General features: G+C 74.7%; 16 protein-coding genes. 7 read left to right on the forward strand and 9 right to left on the reverse strand.

What is annotated here, in order from left to right:
- Nucleotides 1-54: 54 nt before the first annotated feature.
- Both ACPFP2_RS09730 and ACPFP2_RS09735 read left to right on the forward strand, forming a co-directional pair.
- Complete coding sequence (locus ACPFP2_RS09730) at nucleotides 55-1,080, forward strand: acetylxylan esterase (protein WP_424088179.1); 1,026 nt, start codon at nucleotides 55-57, stop codon at nucleotides 1,078-1,080.
- Nucleotides 1,081-1,252: 172 nt separating this feature from the next.
- Nucleotides 1,253-1,804: a dihydrofolate reductase family protein gene (locus tag ACPFP2_RS09735; protein WP_424088181.1), complete on the forward strand. Its 552-nt coding sequence runs from the start codon at nucleotides 1,253-1,255 to the stop codon at nucleotides 1,802-1,804.
- Here the strand turns inward: ACPFP2_RS09735 and ACPFP2_RS09740 are convergent.
- Nucleotides 1,773-4,844 carry a BTAD domain-containing putative transcriptional regulator gene (locus ACPFP2_RS09740; RefSeq protein WP_424088182.1) on the reverse strand — a complete coding sequence of 1,024 codons (3,072 nt, stop codon included), beginning with the start codon at nucleotides 4,842-4,844 and terminating at the stop codon, nucleotides 1,773-1,775. The two genes, ACPFP2_RS09735 and ACPFP2_RS09740, sit on opposite strands and share 32 nt — an antisense overlap.
- A 68-nt stretch (nucleotides 4,845-4,912) precedes the next feature.
- On the opposite strand from ACPFP2_RS09740, the gene ACPFP2_RS09745 reads away from it, so the two are divergent.
- On the forward strand, nucleotides 4,913-5,689 hold the full coding sequence (locus tag ACPFP2_RS09745; protein WP_424088184.1) for an alpha/beta fold hydrolase: 777 nt from the start codon (nucleotides 4,913-4,915) through the stop codon (nucleotides 5,687-5,689).
- Nucleotides 5,690-5,941: 252 nt separating this feature from the next.
- Entirely contained in the window at nucleotides 5,942-6,775 is an 834-nt protein-coding gene (locus ACPFP2_RS09750) for a glycosyltransferase family 8 protein (protein ID WP_424088186.1), read from the forward strand.
- Nucleotides 6,776-6,902: 127 nt separating this feature from the next.
- Here ACPFP2_RS09750 and ACPFP2_RS09755 read toward each other — a convergent pair whose 3' ends face one another.
- From ACPFP2_RS09755 to ACPFP2_RS09775, 5 genes are all read right to left on the reverse strand, one after another.
- Complete coding sequence (locus ACPFP2_RS09755; RefSeq protein WP_424088187.1) at nucleotides 6,903-7,280, reverse strand: VOC family protein; 378 nt, start codon at nucleotides 7,278-7,280, stop codon at nucleotides 6,903-6,905.
- Nucleotides 7,281-7,297: 17 nt separating this feature from the next.
- Nucleotides 7,298-7,612 (reverse strand): DUF5988 family protein, encoded by a 315-nt coding sequence (locus ACPFP2_RS09760; protein WP_424088189.1) that lies wholly within the window; start codon nucleotides 7,610-7,612, stop codon nucleotides 7,298-7,300.
- A 248-nt stretch (nucleotides 7,613-7,860) separates the two neighbouring features.
- Entirely contained in the window at nucleotides 7,861-8,598 is a 738-nt protein-coding gene (locus ACPFP2_RS09765) for an ABC transporter permease (RefSeq protein WP_088978836.1), read from the reverse strand.
- A complete protein-coding gene (locus ACPFP2_RS09770; RefSeq protein WP_424088191.1) occupies nucleotides 8,595-9,536 on the reverse strand; it encodes an ATP-binding cassette domain-containing protein in 942 nt (313 codons plus the stop codon). Before ACPFP2_RS09770 ends, ACPFP2_RS09765 begins: the two co-directional genes overlap by 4 nt.
- 145 nt (nucleotides 9,537-9,681) lie before the next feature.
- Nucleotides 9,682-10,437, reverse strand: coding sequence for an HAD-IA family hydrolase (locus ACPFP2_RS09775; RefSeq protein WP_424088193.1), 756 nt, complete (start codon nucleotides 10,435-10,437; stop codon nucleotides 9,682-9,684).
- Between the two features lie 207 nt (nucleotides 10,438-10,644).
- Here ACPFP2_RS09775 and ACPFP2_RS09780 point away from each other — a divergent pair, with 207 nt between their 5' ends.
- Nucleotides 10,645-12,054 (forward strand): acyl-CoA synthetase, encoded by a 1,410-nt coding sequence (locus tag ACPFP2_RS09780; RefSeq protein WP_424088195.1) that lies wholly within the window; start codon nucleotides 10,645-10,647, stop codon nucleotides 12,052-12,054.
- Nucleotides 12,055-12,136: 82 nt separating this feature from the next.
- On the opposite strand, the gene ACPFP2_RS09785 is transcribed toward ACPFP2_RS09780, so the two are convergent.
- Both ACPFP2_RS09785 and ACPFP2_RS09790 read right to left on the reverse strand, forming a co-directional pair.
- Nucleotides 12,137-12,799 carry a 4'-phosphopantetheinyl transferase family protein gene (locus ACPFP2_RS09785; RefSeq protein ID WP_424088197.1) on the reverse strand — a complete coding sequence of 221 codons (663 nt, stop codon included), beginning with the start codon at nucleotides 12,797-12,799 and terminating at the stop codon, nucleotides 12,137-12,139.
- A gap of 208 nt (nucleotides 12,800-13,007) precedes the next feature.
- The gene (locus ACPFP2_RS09790) at nucleotides 13,008-14,387 is read right to left on the reverse strand and encodes an AMP-binding protein (protein ID WP_424088198.1); all 1,380 of its coding nucleotides are present in this window, start codon (nucleotides 14,385-14,387) and stop codon (nucleotides 13,008-13,010) included.
- Nucleotides 14,388-15,841: 1,454 nt separating this feature from the next.
- Here ACPFP2_RS09790 and ACPFP2_RS09795 point away from each other — a divergent pair.
- The gene (locus tag ACPFP2_RS09795; RefSeq protein WP_424088200.1) at nucleotides 15,842-18,613 is read left to right on the forward strand and encodes an AAA family ATPase; all 2,772 of its coding nucleotides are present in this window, start codon (nucleotides 15,842-15,844) and stop codon (nucleotides 18,611-18,613) included.
- Nucleotides 18,614-19,220: 607 nt separating this feature from the next.
- A complete protein-coding gene (locus tag ACPFP2_RS09800) occupies nucleotides 19,221-22,028 on the forward strand; it encodes a helix-turn-helix transcriptional regulator (RefSeq protein ID WP_424088202.1) in 2,808 nt (935 codons plus the stop codon).
- 65 nt (nucleotides 22,029-22,093) lie between these two features.
- Here the strand turns inward: ACPFP2_RS09800 and ACPFP2_RS09805 are convergent, their stop codons facing one another.
- Nucleotides 22,094-23,482, reverse strand: coding sequence for a glycosyltransferase (locus tag ACPFP2_RS09805; RefSeq protein ID WP_424088204.1), 1,389 nt, complete (start codon nucleotides 23,480-23,482; stop codon nucleotides 22,094-22,096).
- Nucleotides 23,483-23,489 lie beyond the last annotated feature (7 nt).

Consider the following 23,489-nt stretch of genomic DNA (forward strand, 5'->3'; position numbering starts at 1 on the left):
TCCGCCGAAAGTTTCGGCCACACTGCAGAAGCTTCGACGACCCGGCGAGGAGCCATGCCCCGCTTCGACCTCCCCCTCGACCAACTCCGGCGCTACGCGCCCACCGTCGCCGAGCCCGCCGACTTCGACGACTTCTGGCGCGACACCCTCGCCGAGGCCGCCACCGTCCCGGTGCTCCTCGACGTCCGGCCGGTCCGCACCGACCTGACCCTGCTCGACACCTGGGACGTCACCTTCACCGGCTTCGGCGGCGACCCGGTCCGGGCCTGGTACACCCGCCCCGCCGCAACGCGGACGCCGCTGCCCACGGTGGTGGAGTACGTCGGCTACGGGCGCGGACGGGGCCTGCCGCACGAGCGGCTGACCTGGCCGGTGGCCGGATACGCGCACCTGCTGATGGACAGCCGGGGACAGTCGGGCCGCTACGGCGTCGGCGACACCCCCGACCCGCACGGCGCGCCCGGCGGCCCGTGGCCCGTGACCTGGGGAATCCTCGACCCGCACGACTACCACTACCGGCGGCTGATCACCGACGCCGTGCGGGCCGTGCACGCGGCGCGCGCCCTGCCCGGGGTCGCCCCGGCCCGGGTCGTCGCCGCCGGCAACAGTCAGGGCGGTGGACTCGCCCTGGCCGTGGCCGGCCTGGTCGGCGATCTCGCGGCGCTGCTGACCACCGCCCCGTTCCTCTGCCACGTCCAGCGGGCGATCGAGCTGACCGACGCCTCGCCGTACAGCGAGATCGCCCAGTACCTCGCCGTCCACCGGGAGGCGGAGGAGGCGGTCCGGCGCACCCTGTCGTACGTCGACGGGGTGTCCTTCGCCCGGCGGGCGAGCGCGCCGGCGCACTTCGGGATCGGCCTGTGCGACACCGTCTGCCCGCCGAGCACCGGCTTCGCCGCCTACAACCAGTACGGCGCCGCGACCGGCCGACCGACGCCGGAACGTGAGATGCACACCTACCCGTTCAACGGGCACGAGGGCGGCGAGGCCGTGCACACCCGGCGTCAGCTGCGGTGGCTCGACACGGTGCTCCGGGCGTCGCGGCAAGCACCGGCCACCGCCGGGGCGGCCCCCGGCTGACGCCCCACGACGGCCCACGACGATCGACGCGCCCGGCGACCGGCAGCTACGGCGCCGGCCGGGGCGGCAGGCGCCGACCGGCCGCCGCACCGGAAGCGCACCTGAAGCGAACCGTAAGCGCGCTCTGGCAGTGTTCCTGGTGTCACCGAGACACCCACCCAGGGAGCACACGATGCGCAGGATCATCAACTCGACGTACATCACCCTCGACGGCGTCATCGAGGACCCGGCGTGGACCATGCCGTACTTCGACGACGAGGCCGCCGCCTTCGCCGGTCAGCAGACGGACGCGGCCGACGCGCTGCTGATGGGCCGCCGCACGTACGACGGCTTCGCCGCCGCCTGGCCGAACATGGACGAGAGCGACCCGAGCACCGGAGCGGCCTACTTCAACAACGTCAAGAAGTACGTCGCCTCGACCACCCTGACCGATCCGGAGTGGAACAACACCGAGGTGTTGCAGGGCGACCTGATCGAGGAGGTCACCAAGCTCAAGGCCCAGCCGGGCAGGGACATCCTGATGTACGGCTACGGCGTGGTCACCCACGCCCTGGTCGAGGCCGGGCTGGTCGACGAGGTCCGGTTCTGGATCCACCCGGTGCTCCAGGGCGGCCCCTCGGTCAGCGCGCCACTGGCCGACGCCCGGACCACGCTCACCCTGGTGGACACGAAGGTGATGAAGAGCGGCGTGATCATCGCCTGCTACCAGCCGGTCCCGCGGTGACCAGGAACGAGTCGGCCTGTGCCCGGGCCTCGTCCGGGCACAGGTCCTGCCCGGCCCGGTAGGCCGCCGCGAACCCGTCCGCGCCGAGCGCGGCGACGCAGCGCGCGACGACCCGCTCGACCTCGTCGCGCTCCGCCGGTGACCTCGGCACCCGGGTGCTCCGCGCGGCCGCCGCCGCGCCCAGGATCCGCGCCGCCACCTGCGGCTGCGGCACCGCCGAGGCCAGCCCGTCCAGCGCGCCGGTCGCGTCGCGGGGCGCGCCGATCGCCACCGCGACGTCGTACGCGCGCGCGTGCAGCGCGAGTGCCCGCGCCGGGTCCTCGTCGGCGATCGCGTACGCCAGCTCACCCAGCACCATCGGCAGGAACAGCGCGTCGTCGCCACCGGAGTCGACCAGCCGTTGCAGGTGGGATACGGCGACGTCCCGCCGGCCCTCGCGACGCGCGGCGATGCCGAGGCTCAGCTCGGCGAAGACCCGGGCGGCGGGCGAGTCCTGCTCGACGGCCAGCCGGTAGGCGCGTTCGGCCAGTTCCCGGGCCTGCCGGTGGTCCTGGGTCTGCACCGCGATCCAGGCCAGCCAGGAAAGCTTGCTGCCGACCTCGGGCCAGAGCGCCAGTTCCTCGGCCCACCGCAGGCCCTCGCGGTGCAGCGCGGCGGCGCACGCGTACTCGCCGGTCAGCTCGGCCAGCCCGCCCACCCACTCGGTGGCCTGCAACCGGCCCCATGGGTCGCCCAGCTCGGCGAAGAGCGCCGCCGACCGCGCGCTGTCGCGCTCCAGAGCGGCGAGGTCGCTCGCGGCGTGCGCCAGCTTGGCCCGGGTGACGCAGACGGCCGCCTCCACCCACGGGTCGGCGCCGGCGGACCGGGCCCGCTCCAACAGCTCGCCCGCCCGGGCCAGCTCGCTGCGGTCGACGAGCGCGGCCGCCACGAACCAGCTGGCCCGACCGTCGGCGTACCCCGCCAGGGCCGCCTCGGTCTCGGCCCCGGTGACCACGCCGCCCTGCAGCAGGGTGAACCCGATCCGCCACACCGCGGCCCGGGCCCGCGCGGCGGCGTCCCCGTCGAGGGCCAGCGCGCGTCGCGCCTCGGTGAACCGGCCGCGCAGGAACCAGTACCAAGTGAGGGCGTTGGCCAACCGCAGCCCGCCGCCGTGCCCGAGCGCCGCCCGCAGGTTGGCGGCCTCGGCGTCCAGCCGCAGCAGCCACTCCCGCTGGCCCGGACCGCGCAGCAGCTCATCGGCCTGTTCGGCCAGCGCGGTGTAGTACGCCGCGTGGCGGGCCCGCACCGCGTCGGCGTCGGTGAGCCGGTCCAGGCAGAATGCGGCGACCGACTCCAGCAGGCGGTAGCGCGGGGCCGGGCCGGAGTCGTCCAGCACCACCAGGGAGCGGTCGACCAGCCGGGTCAGCACGTCCACGTCGGCGTCGCAGACCTGCTCGGCCGCGTCCAGGGTGCAGCCGTCGTGGTGCACGGCGAGCCGCGCGAGCACGGCCTGCTCCCGCGCCGACAGCAGGTCCCAGCTCCAGCCGATCACCGCGGTCAGGGTGCGCTGCCGCTCCGGCACGTCCCGCTGGGTGGTGCCGAGCAGCCGGAACCGGTCGTCCAGCCGCTGCACCACCTGATCGACGCCGAGCGCACGCACCCGGGTCGCGGCCAGCTCCAGCGCCAGCGGCAGGCCGTCGAGGCGGCGGCACAGCCGCGCGACGGCCGGACCGGTCCGCTCGTCGAGCCGGAAGGCGCGCTGCCGCGCGGCGACCCGGGCCGCGAAGAGCCGGGCCGCCGCCGAGCGGCGGACCGCGTCGAGGTCCCCCTCGTCGACGGGCACGGGCAGCGTCGGCACCTCCCACAGCACCTCGGCGGCCAGCCCGAGCGGCTCCCGGCTCGTCGCCAGGACGGTGACGCCGGTGGTCTCCCGCAGCAGGCGGGACACGAGCGCGGCGGCCGGCTCGATCACGTGCTCGCAGTTGTCCAGCAGGAGCAACGCCTGCCGGTGCCGCAGCACGGCGACGAGCCGGTCGTCGGGGGCGACGCCGGCGCCCGTGGTCTCCCGTACGTCGAGGGCGGCCAGGACCAGTTCGGCGACGGCGGTGTCGCCGGGCCGCAACGCGGTCAGCTCGACGAGGCACACCCCGTCCGGGAAGGACAGCTCGCCGGCGACCTCGGTGGCCAGCCGGGTCTTGCCGACACCGCCGGGCCCGGTCAGCGTGACCAGCCGGCGGGCGGGCACCAGCGCGCGCAGCTCGGCGACCGCCTCGGCCCGGCCGACCAGCTCGTCGGGGCGGGCGGGCAGGCTGTTGCGGACCAGCGCCGCCTTCGGCGGAGGGCTCAGCGTGCCGTCCTGGGCCAGGATCCGCCGGTGCAGGGCGACCAGCTCCGGCCCCGGGTCGAGGCCCAGCTCGTCGGCGAGACGCGTGCGCAGCTCGGCGTAGCTGTCCAGCGCCTCGGACTGGCGGCCGGCGGCGTACAGGGCGCGCAGGTGCAGCGCCCGCAGGCTCTCGCGCAGCGGGTGCCGGGCCACCAGTTCGGCGAGCTCGGCGACGACGAGGGCGTGCTCGCCCCGGGCCAGCCGGGCCTCGGCGAGCTTCTCCCGCACGACTAGACGGGCCTCGGCGAGGCGCTCGGCCTCGGCGCGCGCCCACGGCGCGTCGGCGACGTCGGCGTACGGCTCGCCCCGCCACAACCGCAGCGCCTCGGTCAGGCTCGCCGTGTCGTCGGCGGCGGCGAGCGCGGTGAACCGGTCGGCGTCGACCGAGTCGGTGCGCAGCACGTACCCCGGCGGCCGGGACTCGACCAGGTTCCGCGCGCCCGGCTCGGCGTCGTCGAGGGCCTTGCGCAGCTGGGACACGCGCACCTGCAGCGCGCCGGCGGCGTTGGCGGGCGGGTCGTCGCCCCACAGGTCGTCGATCAGCCGGTCGGCGGAGACGACCTGGTTGCGGTGGGCGACCAGGTCGGCCAGCAGGGCCCGGACCTTGGCGCCCGGCACGGTGACGGGCTCGCCGGTGTCGGTGACGACGGCGAGCGGTCCGAGGACGCCGAAACGCATGCGGGCCACCCTACAAGCGGTAAGCGGGTGGGAAGGGGGTCGTAAGGGCCGCGGCGCACGGTGTTCGCATGAGCTACGCACCCGTCAACGGCCTGTCCCTCTACCACGAGTCGCACGGCGACGGCGACGGCCGTCCGGTCGTGCTGATCCACGGTGCCCTCTCCGGCATCGGCACGTCGTTCGGCACGATGCTGCCGCTGCTGGCGAGGACCCGCCGGGTCGTCGCCGTCGAACTGCAGGCCCACGGCCGCACCCCGGACGCGGACCGGCCGCTCACGGTCGACGGGCTCGCCGCGGACGTGGTCGCCCTCCTCGACCACCTCGGCGTCGGCGTCGCGGACGTGTTCGGCTGGAGCATGGGCGCGATGGTGGCGCTGCGGCTCGGTACCCACCACCCGTCCCGGGTCGGCCGGCTCGTGCTGGCGTCGGTGAGCTTCCACCACGCGGGCCTGCACCCCGGCCTGCTCGACGGCATCCAGGAGCTGCGCCCCGAACACCTGCACGGCTCCGAGTTCCACGAGGAGTACCTGCGCACCGCGCCCGACCCGGCCGGCTGGCCGGCGCTGGTCGCCAAGGTCAGGCGTCTCGACGCCGACCTGCCGCAGTGGCCGGCCACGGCGATCCGGGAGCTGGCCGCCCCGACCATGATCGTGCTGGCCGACGCCGACATCGTCCGGCCGGAGCACGCCGTGGAGATGTTCCGGCTGCTCGGCGGCGGAGTGGCCGGCGACCTGGCCGGGCTACCGTCGTGCCGGTTGGCGGTCCTGCCCGGCACGACCCACACGACCCTCCCGCAGCGCGCCCGGTGGCTCGTCCCGATGGTCGAGGAATTCCTCGACGCCTGACCGGGGGCGTACGGCGGCGGACCGTTACCCGGTGCACCGGAATCGCCGCCGCAGAGCGTGCCGGAAAGAAATTCCCGGGCCGATGTCCAGCGCCCGCCCACCATTGAGGGGTCAATTCTGGGGTACCGCTCAGCGATTCGTCGGAGCGCGACCGGAATACGGGTACGAAAGAATGACTCTTCGTTGCCGCAATCCCATTATTCGAGTTAGTTTCGCTGGGTTGCGCTCAACCTGTGCGAAGGAGAGCACCCCGTGGACCTCACCCTGACCTTCGACGCCGCGTACGCGCCCCACGCCGCGGTCGTCATGTCGACCGTCGCCGAGTCGAACCCCGGCGAGGAACTGCGGTACTGGTTGATCGCGGCCGACGACGTGAACGCCTCGACCCGGGCCGCCCTCGGCCGGGTCGCCGGGCCGGACGCCACCGTGGAGTACCTGCGCGTCGACACCTCCCCCGTCAACCTGCCCAAGGGCAACGATCCGGTGATGGCCTACCTGTCGCCGGCGATGTACCTGCGCCTGCTGGTCCCCGCCGCGCTGCCGACCGAGGTGCGCCGCGTGCTCTACCTGGACTGCGACACGTTGTGCACCAACAGCCTCAAGCCGCTGTTCGAGGTGGACATGGGCGGGGCGCCGGTCGGCGCGGTCCGCGACCCGTTCAACCGGCGGCTGCTGGACATGGGCGGCATCCCCGGTCTGGCGACGTACCGGGACCTGGACCCCTTCGCGTACTACTTCAACTCCGGGGTGCTGCTGATCGACGTCGAGCGGTGGAAGGAGTGCGAGGTCACCGAGCGGTCCCTGGCGTACCTCGGCCGGCACGCGCACGAGTCGCGCTACCCGGACCAGGACGCGCTGAACTACGCCGTGTACGACAACTGGCTGCGCCTGCCCCGGCAGTGGAACGACCTGATGGCGTGGCGGCTGGAGCCGGAGTTCGGCGGCAAGCTCTCCGACTCGGCGGTCATCCACCCGGCGGGGCCGATCAAGCCCTGGCAGCCCGGCTTCCCCAAGGGCGCGCGGCGGGACCTGTACTGGCGGCACCGTCGGCGCAGCGGCGGCCTGACCCCCACCGCGCGCCGCTGACCACCCGGGGCCGGCGACCGGTAGCCCCACGCGGGGCCGGTCGCCGGGCAGTGCGACGGCCCGGCCGCACCCCACGAGGGGCGCGGCCGGGCCGCGTCGTTCGTCGCCTACCGTGCTGTGCGCACCGCTACTCCGGTCGGCCGGCCCCGGTCACCGACCACCGCTGCCCGGCCGGGTCCCGGAACACCGCGTCCGCCGCCCCATCGGCCGCCTCGAGCTGCGCGCCGGCCGCGAGGGCCCGCTCGATCAGCGACTGCGGGTCGTCCGGGGTGACGGTCAGCACGGCGGGGCCGTCGACGGCGTCGACCGCCCGGGACCCCTCGCACCACTCGCTGACCGTCAACCGGTGCCCGCCCACGGCCAGTTCGGCGTGCAGGACCCGCCCGTCGAGCAGGCACTCCCGCTCGATCGGGACGGCCTCGAAGACGTCGGTGTAGAACGCGATGACCGGGGCCGCGTCCCTGACCATGAGGTACGGGACGGGCCGCGGCGTCGGGATGCCCATCGGGTTGCTGCCTTCCGCTACTCGGCGATCCGGGTACGCCCGGTCCAGCGGAAGACCACGGGCGCGTCGTCGGTGATCCCGGAGGGGTCCCGTTCGAAATGCTCGTACCCGCCGTAGTGGTGCACCTTGATCTTGTCGTCCACCGGCGAGACCCGGTGGCTGCGCAGTTCGGCCGGCAGGTTGACCGGCCCGCCCTCCAGCACCGCCTCGACGATGCCGACAGCCTCCCTGCTGATCGATGGGGCCGGTACCGACCAGCCGGTCCGGTCGTCGCCGTTGACGATGGAATCGGCCGGCCGGACAGTCGGCACGGGATCGGAAGAATGTGTCATCGCACGACCTCCGTCGTCGTCGTTCCGCCTCGCCGTGCGCCGGTCGCTCATGCGGCGCGGATTATCGAGGAAGGGCGGCACCGGCGTTTCCCGGAATAGGCGCACGATGACGGGAAAAGCATTTTCCCGGCTCCGGTGACGACCACTTCTCACCATTGAAGGTAATCCACGTCACAATCGCCGAACACCCTTAACCACCCCCTAGCGCGAGGCCGCGCTACCACAGCCGCACCGGGCCGGGGGCGGGTTCACTCCCAGCGGAAGAAGCGGGTGGCCAGCACGCTGCCGAGCACGGCGGTGACCGCCAGGGCGAGCAGTTGCGGCAGCGCCGGGCTCTCCCCCGCCCAGGCCGCGGCGAGCGTGTCGACGGTGGCGCCGAGCGGCGAGTAGTCGCCGATGCGGGCCAGCACGGTCGGCATCTGGTCGCGGGGCAGCCAGGCGCCGGCGAGGAAGAGCAGCGGGAAGAAGAGCGCCGGCCCGATCGACTGGGCCGCCCGCGCCGACGGGGCGAGCGCGGCGATGAGCAGCCCGACGGCGAACAGGCAGGCCACGCCGAGCAGGAACGCCAGCACGAACGCCGGTACGTTGGCCGGGGCCGGCTGGTCCAGCAGGAAGCGTACGCCGATCGCGGTGACCACCGCGCCGGCCACGCCCATCGCCAGGTTGACCACGACCTGGGCGATGAGCAGCAGGGCGGGGTGGACCGGCGTGGTGGCGAGCCGCCGCAGCACTCGCCGTTCCCGGTAGATGCCCAGCGCCATGGGCAGGGTGAACAGCGCGAGCATCCCGATGGTGAGGGCCAGCGCGAGGGCCGGCAGGAAGGTCAGCTCGGTGTGCTGGCCCCCGTCGTCGGCGGCCGCGCCGCGCCGGGGCAGGCCGAAGACGAGCATCAGACCCAGCGGCAGGGCGAAGACGAAGAACAGCGACACCGGCTCGCGCAGGAACAGCTTGGCCTCGACGGCGACGAGCTTGGACAGGGCGTTCACGAGGACCTCTCGTCGGTCGTCGGCGGGGTGGCGGTCCGGGTGGCCCGGCCGGTCAGCGAGACGAACGCGTCGTCCAGGGTGGGCTGCTCGACGCGGAGTGCGGCGTACCGGACCTTCCGCTCCGCCAGCGCCGACAGCACCGTCTGCAGGACCTGCTCCGGACCGCTGACGGTCACCTCGTCGCCGACGCGACGCACGTCGGTCACCTCGGGCAGCGCGACGAGCAGCGCGTCGTCCAGCGGGTCGAGCGGCCGGAAGTGCACCCGGTGCTCGGTGCCGACCCGGGAGAGCAGGCCCGACGGGGTGTCGATGGCCACCACCCGGCCGGAGTCGATGATGGCCAGCCGGTCGCAGAGCCGCTCGGCCTCCTCCATGAAATGGGTGACCAGCACGACCGTCACCCCCCGGTCCCGGATGGACTCGACCAGGTCCCAGGTGTCCCGCCGGCCCTGCGGGTCCAGGCCGGTGGTCAGCTCGTCCAGGATCGCGATCTCCGGCCGGCCGACCAGCGCCAGGGCCACCGACAGGCGCTGCTTCTGGCCGCCGGAGAGCTTGTGGAAGGCGGTGTCGCGCTGCCCGGCCAGGCCGAGGTCCGCGAGCAACTCGTCGATGTCGGCGCGGTTGCGGTAGAAGGACCGGTACAGGTCGAGGGCCTCGCGGACCCGCAGCTTGTCCGGCAGTTGGCTCTCCTGCAACTGGGCGCCGACCCGCTGGCGCACCTCGGCGCGGTCGCGTACCGGGTCGAGGCCGAGCACCCGGACGGTCCCCCGGTCGGCGCGTCGCAGGCCCTGCACGCACTCGACGGTGGTGGTCTTGCCCGCCCCGTTGGGGCCGAGCACGCCGAAGATCTCGCCCTGCTCCACGGTGAAGGAGACGTCGTCGACGGCGACCTTGTCACCGTACCGCTTGTGCAGGTGCTCGACTTCGATGGCCGGCATGGGCTGTGGGTCCTCCGTCACGTGCGCGGGCCGTCGGGAGGGTGGGGCCCTCGGGGTGTCGCGGCGTCGGTGTGCAGAACGGTCCAGGGTCGACCCGCGCACGGCCGGCCGACGCCGCCCATCATCCGGGCAACCGAGGCCGCGTTCAACCCATCGGTCGATGAATCGGGGGTGTCGTTCCGGGGACCGGCGGCGCGTCAGGGGTGTCGCGCGGTGACCCTCGGTGTCCGCCGGCCGGCGGCACGCACAGCGGCAGCAGTTCGTCGATGCTCGCCAGCGCCAGGTCCGGGCCGGCGGCCCGCAGTGTCCGCGGGTCGGACTCACCCCACAGCGCCGCCACCGCGACCACTCCCGCCGCGCGGGCGCTGGCCAGGTCGGCCGGCGCGTCACCGACCATGAGCGCCTCGGCGGGATCCACGTCCAACAGCTCCAGCGCCCGCAGGACGATGTCCGGGGCCGGCTTCGGCCGGCTCACCTCGTCCGAGCCGACGACATGGTCCACCAGGGGCAGCATGCCCACCAGGTCCAGGACGTGCCGGGCCCGGGCGCCGCTGCGGCCGGTGGCGACCGCCAGCCCGACGCCCCGCCGGCGCAGCCGCCCGAGCAGTTCCGCCGCCCCGGGCAGCGGCACGACCCGGTGCGCGAGCCGGTTGCTCTCCCGGACGAACGGGGCCGCCATCGCCGCCGGCAGGCCCAGCATCCGCAGCACCTCGGGCAGGTACCGGCCGGGATGGCGGCAGTACTCGTCGACCGGCGCGACGCCGTCACCGACCACCTCGGCGTACGCCAGGGCGAACGCCTCACGGGCCACGGCCAGACTGTCGATCAGCACGCCGTCGAGGTCGAACACGACCGCCCGGACGTCACCGGGGACTCCCCGCCCCGTCGCCGCGCGGGACACCGGCGCCACCTCCTCGACCGCGGGACCCGGCGGCGCGCACCGGTAGGGGTGGCCGGCCCGGGGTGTCCCGACTACGGTCGGGGCGTCCGACATCCGGCGCGGCGGCGCCGACGTCGCCCACCGACCCTATCGGAGTTCCGGCCGCGCCGGCCGTCCCGGGCCCGATGCCGCGCCGGCCGGGACGAACCGTGGAAAGGGGCCCGCACCGTGCGGCTGCTGAACTGGCTCGCCGAGTCCACCGACGAGCGCCCGGACGCGATCCGGATCGACGATCGGGCGGTGTCCTGGGTGGAGCTGCGCCGGCTCGCCTGCGCGGTCGCCGACGACCTGCGGGGCGTCGACCGGGTGGCGATCGAGGCCACCGCCAGCCTGGAGACCGTGGTGGGAGTGGTCGGGGCGCTGCTGGCCGGCGCGGCGGTCGTACCGGTGCCACCGGACGCCGGGCCGGTGGAACGCGGCCACATCCTGCGCGACTCGGCGGCCGGCGCGATGCTCGTGCCGGCTGACGGCGGCGGCACGGCCGATCTCCCGGGGCCACCGACCGTGCCGGTCGACCTGAGCCGCCGCTCGGACACCGTCCCCCCGGAACCGGATCCGGCGGGCACCGCGCTGATCCTCTACACCAGCGGCACCACCGGCGCCCCCAAGGGCGCGGTGCTGTCCCGCCGGGCCGTCGCCGCCTGCCTGGACGGACTCGCCGACGCCTGGGCCTGGACGCCGGACGACCTGCTCGTGCACGGGCTGCCCCTGTTCCACGTGCACGGACTGGTGCTCGGCGTGCTCGGTCCGCTGCGCCTGGGCGGCCGGCTGCACCACGTCGGCCGGCCCCGCCCGCAGCGGTACGCGGCGGCTGCCGGCACGCTCTACTTCGGGGTGCCCACCGTCTGGTCACGGATCGCCGCCGACCCGGAGGCGGCCCGCGCGCTGCGCGGGGCACGCCTGCTGGTCTCCGGCAGCGCGGCGCTGCCGGCAACCGTCTTCGACGACCTCGCCACGCTCACCGGCCACCGGATCGTCGAGCGGTACGGCATGACCGAAACCTTGATCACGGTGAGCGCCCGCGCCGACGGGCCGCGTCGCCCCGGCACCGTCGGCCTGCCACTGCCCGGGGTACGCACCCGGGTGGTCGACGAGCAGGGTGACGCGGTCGCGGCGGACGGGGCCGCGATGGGCGAGCTCCAGGTGTGCGGCCCGACCCTCTTCGACGGGTACCTGAACCGACCCGACGCCGACGCGGCGACCCGCACCCCGGACGGGTGGTTCCGCACCGGGGACGTGGCCACCATCGGCCCGGGCGGCTGGCACCGGATCGTCGGGCGGGCCGCCACCGACCTGATCAAGAGCGGCGGCTACCGGATCGGCGCGGGCGAGGTGGAGGACGCGCTGCTGGCCCACCCCGGTGTCCGGGAGGCCGCCGTGGTCGGCACCCCGCACCCGGACCTGGGCCAGCAGGTGACGGCGTACGTGGTGGGCGACGGGGTGGGCGAGTCGGAGCTGATCGACTTCGTGGCCCGGCAGTTGTCGGCGCACAAGCGTCCCCGCCAGGTACGTCTGGTCGACGCGCTGCCCCGCAACGCCCTGGGCAAGGTGCAGAAGAGCCGGCTGGCGGCGGACTGAGCCCTCACCCCGGCGCCTCCCGGGGTAGCGGCCGGCGACACCGGGACGGTCAACGCCGGCGGGTCGGTGAGCCCCGGGCGTGTCAGGTGGTGGCCGACGGGATGGCGACCGCGGTGAGGACCAGGTCCCGGTCGACCAGGAAGCGGCCCCGGAAGGTGGTCACCGGCACGCCGTCGAGCACCGGGCCGGGCACCAGCAGCCGGGCGGCGAACGTCCCGGCCGGATCCACCACGATGTCGGCCTCGGCGAAGTCCAGCCACCGGCCGGTGAGCGGGAACCACGCCTTGTACACCGACTCCTTCGCGCTGAACAGCAGGCGGTCCCAGCAGAGGGCCGGACGCGCGGCGGCCAGCGCGGCCGTCCGGGCCCGTTCGGCGGGCAGGGCGATCGCGTCGAGCACCCCGTCGGGCAGCGGCGCGTGCGGTTCGGCGTCGACCCCGACGGTGGCGACCGCCGCCGCGCGGGCGACCACCGCACCCCGGTAGCCGTCGCAGTGGGTCATGCTGCCGACCACCCCGGCCGGCCATCCCGGGGCGCCCCGGGTGCCGGGGAGGATCGGCGCCGGGGCGATGCCCAGCTGCCCCAACGCCCGGCGGGCGCAGTCGCGCACGGTGGTGAACTCGCGGCGGCGCTTCGGCACCGAGTTCGCGATCAGCTGCTCCTCCTCGGGGAAGAGGCGCAGACCGGTGGGGTCGGTGAAGGACTCGACGACCGCCACGGCCGGGGGAAGGATCCGCTCGATCACACCGGCCGATGCTAGGCGGCGGGCCGCGGCTCGCCACCCGAGAGACCGGCCCGGGCGGGGCCGATAGGGGTCGGGTACGGGTGCCGGCCGGAAGCGCGGCCTCGGGCGGACCCGACCCGGGCGGTGGGTGGGCCGACCGGACACCGGCCCCGTCCCGGGTGGGGGCGCCGATCACCGGACGGCCACATCCCGGCCGCCTCCGGCCCGTTCAGCCCGCCGCGATCAGCGCCGACTTCCTGACCCGCCCCTGCGCGCCGCGCGGCAACTCGTCGACGAAGTGGACGGCGCGGGGTCGTTGCCCGGCCGAGAGGAGCCGCCCCACGTGGTCGACCAGCACCTGCGCGGTGAGCCCTTCGGCGGCCACGACGTACGCGGTGACCTGCTCGCCGAGGACACGGTGCGCAGTGCCCACCACGGCGACGTCGCGGACCCCGGGGTGGCTGAGCAGCACCTCCTCGACCTGCCCGGCGTGCACCAGGCGCCCACGGGCGCGTACCACGTCGGCGCCGGGCCGGCCCATGATCCGGTGGGAGCCGTCGGCGGCGACGGTGGCCAGGTCGCCGGTGGCGTGCCACCCGTCGGCGGACACCTGACCCGGGCCGCCGAGGTAGCCGCTGAACAACGTCGGCCCGCGGATGCTCAACTCGCCGACCGACTCGCCGTCGGCGGGCACCGGTAGACCGTCGGGGTCGAGGATCCGGGTCTGGACGCCGGGCAGGGGTGTCCCGGCGACCCCGGGAGCGCAGCGGGCGTCGGCGCGGCCGGTCACCGCGACGAGGGTCTCCGTCGTGCCGTACCCCTGGATGGGCGAGTGCGAGGTGAGCAACCGCAGCCGTTCGGTCACGGCGGGGGTCAGCGGCGCGTCGCCGGAGACCAGGATCCGCGCCGAGGACAGGCCGCGGGCCCACGGACGGTCGCGCGAGATCCGGTCCCACTGATCGGGTACGGCCAGGTAGATCGTGCCGACCGGGCCGGCGGCGGCGTGCCGGTCCAGGTGCACGAACCGGCTGCCCACCCGCAGCGCGCCGAGCAGGCCGACCACCAGGCCGTACGCCCGGAAGAGCGGCGCGCCCTGGACGAGGACGTCGTCCCCGCTCCACCGCCAGGCGTCGGCGAGCAGGTCGAGGTCGGCGGCGATCGCGCGGCGGGAGATGCGTACCCCGCGCGACGGCCCGCAGACGCCGCCGGTGTAGAGGATGACCGCGTCCGCGCCCGGCACCGGTTCGGGTTGCGCCGTCCAGGACCGCTGGCGCAGGTCGACCGGGACCACGGGCAGTGGGGGCGCGTCGGGGACGCCGCCGAGCAGGGCCGCTGCTCCGGACTCGCGCAGCATGCGTCGCCGCTCGCCCGCGCCGGCCATCGGGGGCACCGGCACCAGGGGTACGCCGGCCTGGACGGCTCCCACCATGCCGACCAGGGCCTCCAGGCTGGGCGTCGCCTCGACCGCGACCGCGGGGGCGCCCCGGATCCGGTCCGCGACGGCGTTGACGCAGCCGAGCAGGTCCTCACTGGAGAGGGCCCTGCCGGCCACCCGGAGCGCGTCGCCCCGGTCGGCGCCGGATCCCCGCAGCGCCGGCAGCAGTGTCATCCGACCTAACCCCTGTCGAGGGCGGTGACGAGTTTCGCCAGCGGCTGGGTCGCCACGCCAAAAAACCTTCAGGTCATGGGTGCCCACGCCCCATATCCTGTGACTCGGTCGTCGGCGCGGATGCCTCGAAATTAGGCTCTGCTAAGGACGGGCACAACCCCTAGCCGTGCCGGTCGGGCACCGGTGGGTGACCCGCTCGCCACGGGCCGGGGCAGGTGGGACCGGGTTCGACGGGCGGGCCGGCACGGCTTCCGGGCGGGCCCGGGAACCGCGGAACGGCACCGGCGCGAACCACCGGTCGACAGCGGTGTATACGATTCCCGGGCGGCTGCGGACAACGATTTCGATACGCATGCTTTGACCGTGGTGAATCACCGCGTCGACCCGGCGGGTAAGCAGCACGTCACCGGCCGGCATTTCAATTCTCGATTCGTCCGGCACGCCATAGTAATTCTTTAACGGCAAGTTACGCGAAATAGCAATCAGACGCCCGAATCGGGCAAGCCGGGGCGATGATGCGGATCGGGATTTTCCCGCTCGCACGATGTTCGCCCGAACCCGACCTTCGCCGATTCGACGACACCGCCGGAGCAAACGCGAGAGATATTTCGAGTGCGCTGCGTCATCAACCGCACGCACTCCGGTGTCGACGCCGGCGCGGGCCGGAAGCCGGCGGAGTCACCACCGGACGACGCCATCCCCGCAGCATCGCGGCGGCGGACACCCGGAACCTCGCCCCGGAACACGCAGGCGTCGTCGGTCGACGGCGAGCACCGACACACGGACCGGCACTGAGCAGGACATCCGCCCGACAGGACCGCCACCGACCGGACGACCGCCGGGTCGGCGGACCGCAGTGGAGCCGGCGTGCCGGCCCCGACGACGCCCGGGCTCCGGGCCGCCGACCGGCCGCGCCACCGGGGAGAGGATCACCGACCGGAACCGGAGAAGCGCCACGAGAAGGGCCATCAGGGCGGCACACGTTTTCCGACCTATTGCCGGCAAGCCCGAGAAACGGCACCAACCGGCCACTCGACGGCAGCGGCGTCACGTTCCGAATCCGCGTCACAACTGTCCACGGTCGGGTCGGTCGGCAGACGACCACCCGTCGGCGTGCGGCCAAACGGATGTTTGCCTATCCTTTACAAACCTCGACTTGCCGCCCATTTGCCGGGCTGACATACTCCCACGATGCATGGTGATCGATAGCGAGGGATGTGTCCGGGCGGCTCGTCGAATTGCCGAATCAGCAGGTGGAAGCAGGATGTCGAAGCTACGGACCAGGCACGTTGGTCGATGACTTCCATGCGACGTACAATCGCGGGCTATATTTTCGAATGCAGGAATGTGTCGAGGATCGAACGGGCTCGGACCACAGTGGGAGCGCAGGCGGGCCCCGGACGGACGGGCCACCGGGTGGCTGTGGTGACCGTGCGCGGTGCGGGACGGCGCCCATGACGCTGACCGAACGGGGCCCGCAGCTCGACGACCTCACCGACCGGCTCGGCGACCTGCTGCGACCCGGCGGTCCGTCCGCCGCCACCCCGCCGGTGACGGCGGTGTCGGGACCCGTCGGCGCCGGCAAGACCAGCCTGTTGCACGCCTTCGCCCGGCGGGCGGTCGAGTCCGGCGTGGGATTCGTCGGCGCGAGCGCCTCCCGCGCCGAACGCACCGTGCCGCTGGAGGTCGTCCGCCAGCTCGTCCGCACGGCCACCCTCGACGACGAGACCCGCGACCGGATCGGACGGCTGATCGACCAGGGCGCCATCGCCTGGACCGAGGCGGACGAGGACGAGGAACGGCTCGCCCCGATCATCGCCGCGCTCGGCGGCGAACTGCTGGAACTGGCCGGGCGACAGCCGCTCGTCATCGCGATCGACGACGTCCACCACGCCGACGTGCCGTCGCTGCGCTGCCTGGACTACGCCGCCCGGCGCGTGGCCGGGCTACCCCTGCTGATCGTCCTCAGCGAGTCACCCCGGACCGGGCCGTGGCATCCCACCGTCTACGCGGAGCTGTTGCAGCCCGCGCGCCTGCACCGCGTCCGGCTCCCCCTGCTCAGCCGGGACGGGACGTACCGGGTCCTGGCCGACCGGCTCGGCGCGCCGGTGGCCCGGACCATCACGGAGGAGGCGCACCGGATCAGCGGCGGCAACCCCCTGCTGGTGCAGGCGTTGGCCGACGACCACCTGGCCGCCGGCGGGCGGGCCGACCGGCCGGTCGCCGCGGAGGCGTTCCGCGAGGCGGTGCTGAGCTGTCTCTACCGCTGCGACCGTCTGGTGCTGGAGGCCGCCCGGGCCCTGGCGGTGACCGAGGAGCCGTTGCACGGCCCCCTGCTCTCCCACCTCGTCGGTGTCCGCTCGGAGTGGAACCTGCGGGCGATCGACGCGTCGACCAGCGCGGGTCTGATCACCGAGGACGGGCTGTGTCACCCGGCGGTCGGCCAGGCGGTGCTCGACGGCATGACGGCGGAGGAGCGTGCCCGGCTGCACCGGGCCGCCGCCTGCCTGCTGCACTCCGACGGCGCACCGCCGGTGCGGGTGGCCGCGCACCTGGTCCGGACCGACGCCCTCAACGAGCCCTGGATGGCCCAGACACTGCTGGACGCCGGAGAACAGTCGATGCTCGACGGCGAGGTGGACACCGCGCGGCGGTTCCTGCGCCGCGCCAACCGCGACTGCGTCGACGAGTGCCTGCGGGCCCGGATCCGCTCCGCCCTGGCCCGCGCCGAGTGGCGCCTCGACCCCCAGGCCGCCGTCCCCCACCTGCTGGGGGTCGCCACCGCCGTGCAGGCGGGACACCTGGGCAGCCGGCAGGCGGCGGGACCGATCCAGTACCTGCTGTGGCACGGCCAGATCGACCGGGCGGTCGAACTCGTCCGCCATCTGGACCGGCGGGCCGACAGCGACGACCCCCGCTCCGCCGCCGAACTGCTCATCACCAGGGGCTGGATGGCCACCCTCTACCCCGGGGTGGCGGTGTGCGACCGGGGCCGGCCGCACGTCGCCGGCCGGGATCCGCTGACCCTGGCCCGGGTCAAGCGCCGTCTGCGCGGGGTCACCCTGCTGGGCTCCGTGCTCGAACGCGGGGACACCGGCGCGGTCGAGGACGCCGAACGGGCCCTGGCCACCCTCGGCCTGGACGACGAGGCGAGCATGTGGACCGCCGTCTGCGCGGTCACCGCAATGATCTACGCCGACCGGCTCGACCTCGCCGGGGACTGGTGCGAGCGGCTGGAGCGCGCGGCCGCCACCCGCGGACACCCCACCCCGACGGCCATGATCGCCGCCCTGGCGGCAGTTGTCGCCGGCCGGCGAGGTGAGCTGACGCGGGCACGGGACCTGGCCGAGGGGGCACTGGACCGACTCTCGCCGAAAGGGTGGGGTGTGGTCGTGGGCCTGCCGCTCGCCGTCCGGCTGGGGGCCCTGACCGGCCTGCAGGAGTGGGACGAGGCGGCGGCCTGCCTCCGGGTCCCGGTGCCGCAGGCGCTGTTCGAGACTCCGTTCGGCCTGCACTACCTGCACGCCCGCGGTGCGCACGCGCTGGCCTCCGGCAGCCCGGACACCGCGCTGGCGGACTTCCAGCTCTGCGGCCAGCTGATGACGTCCTGGCGACTCGACCTGCCGGCCCTCGTGCCGTGGCGGACCGAGTCGGCCCGGGCGCTGCTGCTGATGGGCCGCCGGCAGCAGGCCGAGCGGCTGGTCCGGGAGCAGCTGAGGCTGCTGCGCCCCATGCACGTGCGGTACCGGGCGGGCGCGTTGCGGGTGCTGGCCGCGACGGAGGACGGACCCGAGCGCGTCCGGCACCTGCGCACCGCCGTCCGACTGCTGCGCCAGTGCGGCGACCGGATGACGCTGGCACACACCCTCACCGATCTCGGCCAGGCCTACCAGCAGGCCGGTGACCTGCGGCAGGCCCGGGACGCGTCCCGGGCGGCCCGCACGCTCGCCCAGGAGTGCGGCGTCCCCGTGCTGCGCGCCGCCGCCTCCGCCGCCCGGGACGGATCCGTCGACCCCGGCGGCGAGGCGGCGCTGCTGGTGACGGGGCTCAGCGAGGCCGAGTCCCGGGTGGCCACGCTGGCCGCCCAGGGGCACACCAACCGGGAGATCGCCGAGCGGATGTTCCTCACGGTCAGCGCCATCGAGCAGCGGCTCACCCGGATCTACCGCAAGCTCGACGTCCACTCCCGCAGCGAACTGGCCGCCCGGCTCCGACCCGGCCGCTGACCCCGGCGACCCACGCCGTCCACCGCCGTCCTCCCGGGCCCGACGGTGGACGGTGGCACGGCCACGGACCGGCGGGCGAGAGCGGGACGTGGTCCCGCCGGGCGACGCCGGTATCCCCTGCCGGGACCACGATGGAGGCCACCGGGGGTGGCGGTCGGCCGGCGTTCCCGGCGGGCGACAGCGGCCCCGGCGGCCTGCCGCCGGAACGGACACACCGTCGCGCCACACGCGGGAAACCCGCTGTCCACCGTGGCGACACCTGCCGCCGCACAGCCGGCACCACACCCCCTGACGGCCGGTCGCGCAACCCCTAACGTGCCACCAGGGCCGCACGTTTACGGAAGAAACGATGGGGTCCCGGGCCCGTTGTCGCACGCCGAAGCCGGTGCCAGACTCCCTGCAACCGGATCGATCGCCGTCGGGGGAAGGCGCGGTCCGATGAGGACAGTCATGTCCACCCGGCTCGGTGGCCGGGTGCGTCCACCCCTACCCGAGGTCCTGACCGGGTGCGCGGAGTGGAACGGCCACCGTCCGGTACTGGGGGGGCGGTGTCGGCCAGCATCGGTACGTCTGGCGCGGCACCGCGCGGGAGAGGGGTCGACACACGGTGCTGGTACAGCGAGAAGAGCAGATGGCCCGACTGCGGCGGGCCTTCCACGCCTGCGAGGAGCAGCAGCGGGGACAGGTCGCGCTCGTCACGGGGGCGGTGGGCAGCGGCAAGACGAGCCTGCTGGAGGCGTTCGGCGAGTGGACGGTGTCCGCCGGGGGGCGGGTGCTGGCCGGGGCGGGCTCCCGGGCGGAACGCGGACTCCCGCTGGGGGTGCTGGGACAGCTGCTGCACAGCGCGCGCTTCGACGACGCGACGGCGGCCCGCCTGCAGGATCTGGTACGCGACGCCGTCGCCGTACCCCTGCCGGAGCCGGGCGCGGACGCGTCGTCCGCCGGGGACCGGGTCTGGGCACCCCTGCTGCACGGGCTCTTCACCGCGCTGCTCGACCTCGCCGGCCCCGGACCACTCGTGCTCCTCGTCGACGACGTGCACCACGCCGACCCCGCGTCCCTGCACTGCCTGCTCTACGTCACCCGCCGGCTGCGCCACGCCCCCATCATGGTGGTGCTCGCCGAGGCGTCGGCGCTGCGTCCGGCGCACCCGCTGTTCCGCGCCGAGCTGCTCAGCCAGCCGCACTTCTCCCGGATCACGCTGCCACCGCTGACCGTCGACGCCATCGCCCGCCTGGTCGACGACGAGGCCGGGGCCGCCCGGGAGACCGCCGAGCGCTGCCTCAGCATGACCGGCGGCAACCCGCTGCTCACCCGCGCGTTGATCGACGAGCGGAGCCCGGACGGGACGGACGACGATCCGACGCCGGAGCTCGCCCTCGGTGACGCCTTCGACCAGGCGGTGCTCGGCTGCCTCTACCGCCACGAGCCCGGCGTCCGGCGGGTCGCGCAGGCGCTGGCGGTGCTGAACCGCCCGACCCCGACGGAACTGCTCGGGCACCTGCTCGACATGGTGCCCGAGGCGGCCGTGCCGGCGGTACGGGTGCTGCGTACGTCGGGGCTGATGAAGAACGACCAGCTGCGCCACCCGCGGATCCTGCGCTCGATCCTGGCCGACATGTCCCCCGACGAGCGGCGCGGCATGCACCAGCGGGCGGCCGAGGTGCTGCACGAGCACGGCGCGGAGCCGACCACGGTCGCCGGGCACCTGGTCGCCGCGGGCTGGGCCGACGCCGGCTGGACGGTGCCGGTGCTGCAGGACGGCGCGGCCCACGCGCTGGCCTCGGGACGGCCCGACGTGGCCGCCACGTGCCTGCGCCTGGTGGCCCGCGCCGAGGTGGACGAGCCGCAGCGGGCCGCCACCGCCGCGATGATGGTCAGCGCCCGATGGCAGGTCAACCCGCTGGCCGTCAACGGGCAACTCGCCCACCTGGTGCAGACCGCCCGCGCCGGTCGGTGGCCCGCCTCCGACGCGCTGGCCGCCGTGCCGTACCTGCTCTGGCAGGGGCGCGCGGAGGAGGCCGCCGAGCTGGTCGAGGGCTGCGCGGCGGACGACGACGGGCCCGCCGGCGCCTCCGGTCGACTGCGCGCCACGCAGCTGCTGCTCTCCCTCTCGCACCCCGAGCACCTGGCGAGCCTGCGCGACACCCTCGGCGCCGGCGGTCGGGCGGGCACCGGCAGCCCCCAGTTGCAGGCGCTCACCACACTCGGCGCGGCGCTGACCCCGACGGGCGAGCACGACGCCGTGAACGCCGCCGAGCAGATGCTGCACCGGCACCACGGCGACGACGGGACCCTGCCCCTGCTGACCGCCCCGCTGCTGGCCCTGCTCTGGTCGGGTCGCGCCGACCGGGTCGCGTTCTGGGGCGACCTGCTGCTCGACCGGCCGGCCGTGCGGCACGCCCCGGTGTGGCGGGCGGTGATCCGGGCGCTGCGGGCCGAGGCGGCGCTACGCCTGGGCGACCTCCCCGGCGCCGAGGACCGCGCCCGGGCGGCGCTGGAGGACGTCCCGGCACCGGCCTGGGGGGTGGCCGTCGCCGGACCGCTGGCCACCCTGATCGGCTGCGCGACCGAGGCCGGCCGGTTCGGTGAGGCCGACCGCTGGCTGGCCCAGCCCGTGCCCCCGGGCATGTTCCGCACCCCGCTCGGCCTGCACTACCTGGCAGCCCGGGCGCGACACCACCTGGCGCTGGGTCGCCCGCACGCGGCGAGCGCCGACCTGCGTCGCTGCGGCGAGCTGATGCGCACCTGGGGCGTGGACGTCGCCGGACTGGCGCCGTGGCGGCTGGAGATGGCCCGGGTGCAGCTGGGCATCGGCAACAAGACGCACGCCACCCAACTGCTCCAGGAGCAGCTGCGCGTGCCGCACGGCGTGGACGACCGGACCCGGGGCCGTACGCTGCGGCTGCTCGCCACCACCGCCGCCCCCGACCACCGGCGCAAACTGCTCTCCGAGGCGGTCAACCTGCTCCAGTCGTGCGGGGACCGGCTCGAACTGGTCCGGGCCCTGGGCGACACCGGCCAGACGCTGCAACGGGCGGGCGACTCGGCGCGGGCCCGGCTGCTGGTCCGCCGGGCGTACCAGCTCGCGCAGGACTGCGGGGCGTCGGTGCTGGCCCAGCGGCTGGTCCGCCGCGAGCCGGGCGTCGGCGTGCCGGCCGGGTACCCGACGGCGGAGACGCCGGAGCCGGAGGACGGGCTGAGCGAGGCCGAGCGCCGGGTGGCCGCGCTGGCCGCCCAGGGGCACACCAACCGGCAGATCTCCAGCAAGCTGTTCATCACGGTGAGCACGGTGGAGCAGCACCTCACCCGGGTCTACCGCAAGCTGGACGTCAAGCGCCGCACCGATCTGCCGGCCCGGCTCGTCGCGCACGCCGAGCCGCTGGCCGAGGAGGTCTCCGGCGCGGCGGTGTGAGCGACCGTACCCGACGACGCCCCGGTGGACGACCCACCGGGGCACCGTCGTGCCGGGGTCCGGCCTCAGCGGCCGACGACGAACCGACCTGCCTCGTCGCGCAGCCGCAGCACCAGGTCGGCGGCTGCGGTCACCCCGCCGGCCTGCCGCAGCCGCCGGCGCCACAGCGCCGCCCGGTCGGCGAAGGTCCGCTCGGTGAGCAACCGGCGCAGCTTGGCCACGATGTCGGCGACGTCGAGGCTGTCGTCGTGCTCGACGGCCAGCGCCACGCCCGCGTCGACGACCCGGACCGCGCCGTCGTGGCAGTCGAACCAGAACGGCATCACCAGTTGCGGGACGCCGAACCAGGCCGCCTCGTGCACGGCGTTGGCGGCGGCGTGGTTGAAGAACACCCGTACGTGCGGATGGGCCAGGACCTCGACCTGCGAGGGCAGCCACGACTCGATCCGCAGGTTCGCCGGCAGGTCCGCGGCGGGCGGCAGGAACCGTTGCCGGTCGGCCGGCAGCTTCCACAGCACGTGGTGCTCCGGCCCGATCCGGGTGGCGACCTCGACCAGCGCGGCCACCTGGGCGGCCGACGGGCGCATGATGGTGCCGAAACCGATGTACACCACCGAGTCGTGCGCGTCCAGCCAGGCGCGCAGGTCGGCACCGTCCGGGCTCGAGGGGATCTCCCGGGGCACCATCGAGCCGACCATCCGCAGCTTCGCCGGAGCGGTGGCGAACGGGTACTCCAGGCCGAAGACCGTGTACGCCAGCAGCGCCTGCGCGGCCTCGGCGTACCGGGAGGGACGCAGCTCGACGTTGTCGATCCCGGCGGCCCGGCGACGTTCGGCGGCGGCGGTGTTGCGGGCCAGCCGCTCCGGCGCCATCAGGGTCCTCAGCAGCGCGTCCCGGTAGCGGCCGTTGGCGGCCTGCTGGCCGGGGCTCATGTGCAGCGGCAGGCCGGACAGCGGCATCGGGTACGTCGGCGGCAGGTTGTCCTGCAGGAAGTTCGACGGCGGCACCGAGACGCTGATGACGAACGGGACCCCCCGGGTGGTCATCGCGTCCATGCCGAACGAGGCGAACGAGTCGACCACGGCCAGCGCCGGGCGCACCTCGTCGACGAGGTCCAGGCAGCGTCCGTAGAGCTCGTGCAGGTGCTCGTAGTCCACGGAGGTGTCGACGTAGCTGGCGAAGTTGTCGACCCGCGACCCGGTCGACATCCGCCGGTGGGTCTCGTCGTCCCAGTGCTCCGGGCGTACCTCGAGCCGGGGCGGGCCGAGCGACAGGAAGCGCACGTCCCCGTCGCCCGGCAGGCCCTCGATGTCGGCCCGACGCTCGTCGGTGCAGGCGAACCGGACCCGCCGGGTCCCCCGGCGCTTCAGCTCGCCGGCCAGGGTCAGCAGCGGGTTGAACAGCCCGGAGCTGCCCGAGCTGACGATCAGCAGCGCGCCGTCGTCGGCCGTCACCGCGCCG

Origin of the sequence: Micromonospora citrea (assembly GCF_049629545.1) — a bacterium.
Classification (GTDB): domain Bacteria; phylum Actinomycetota; class Actinomycetes; order Mycobacteriales; family Micromonosporaceae; genus Micromonospora; species Micromonospora citrea_A.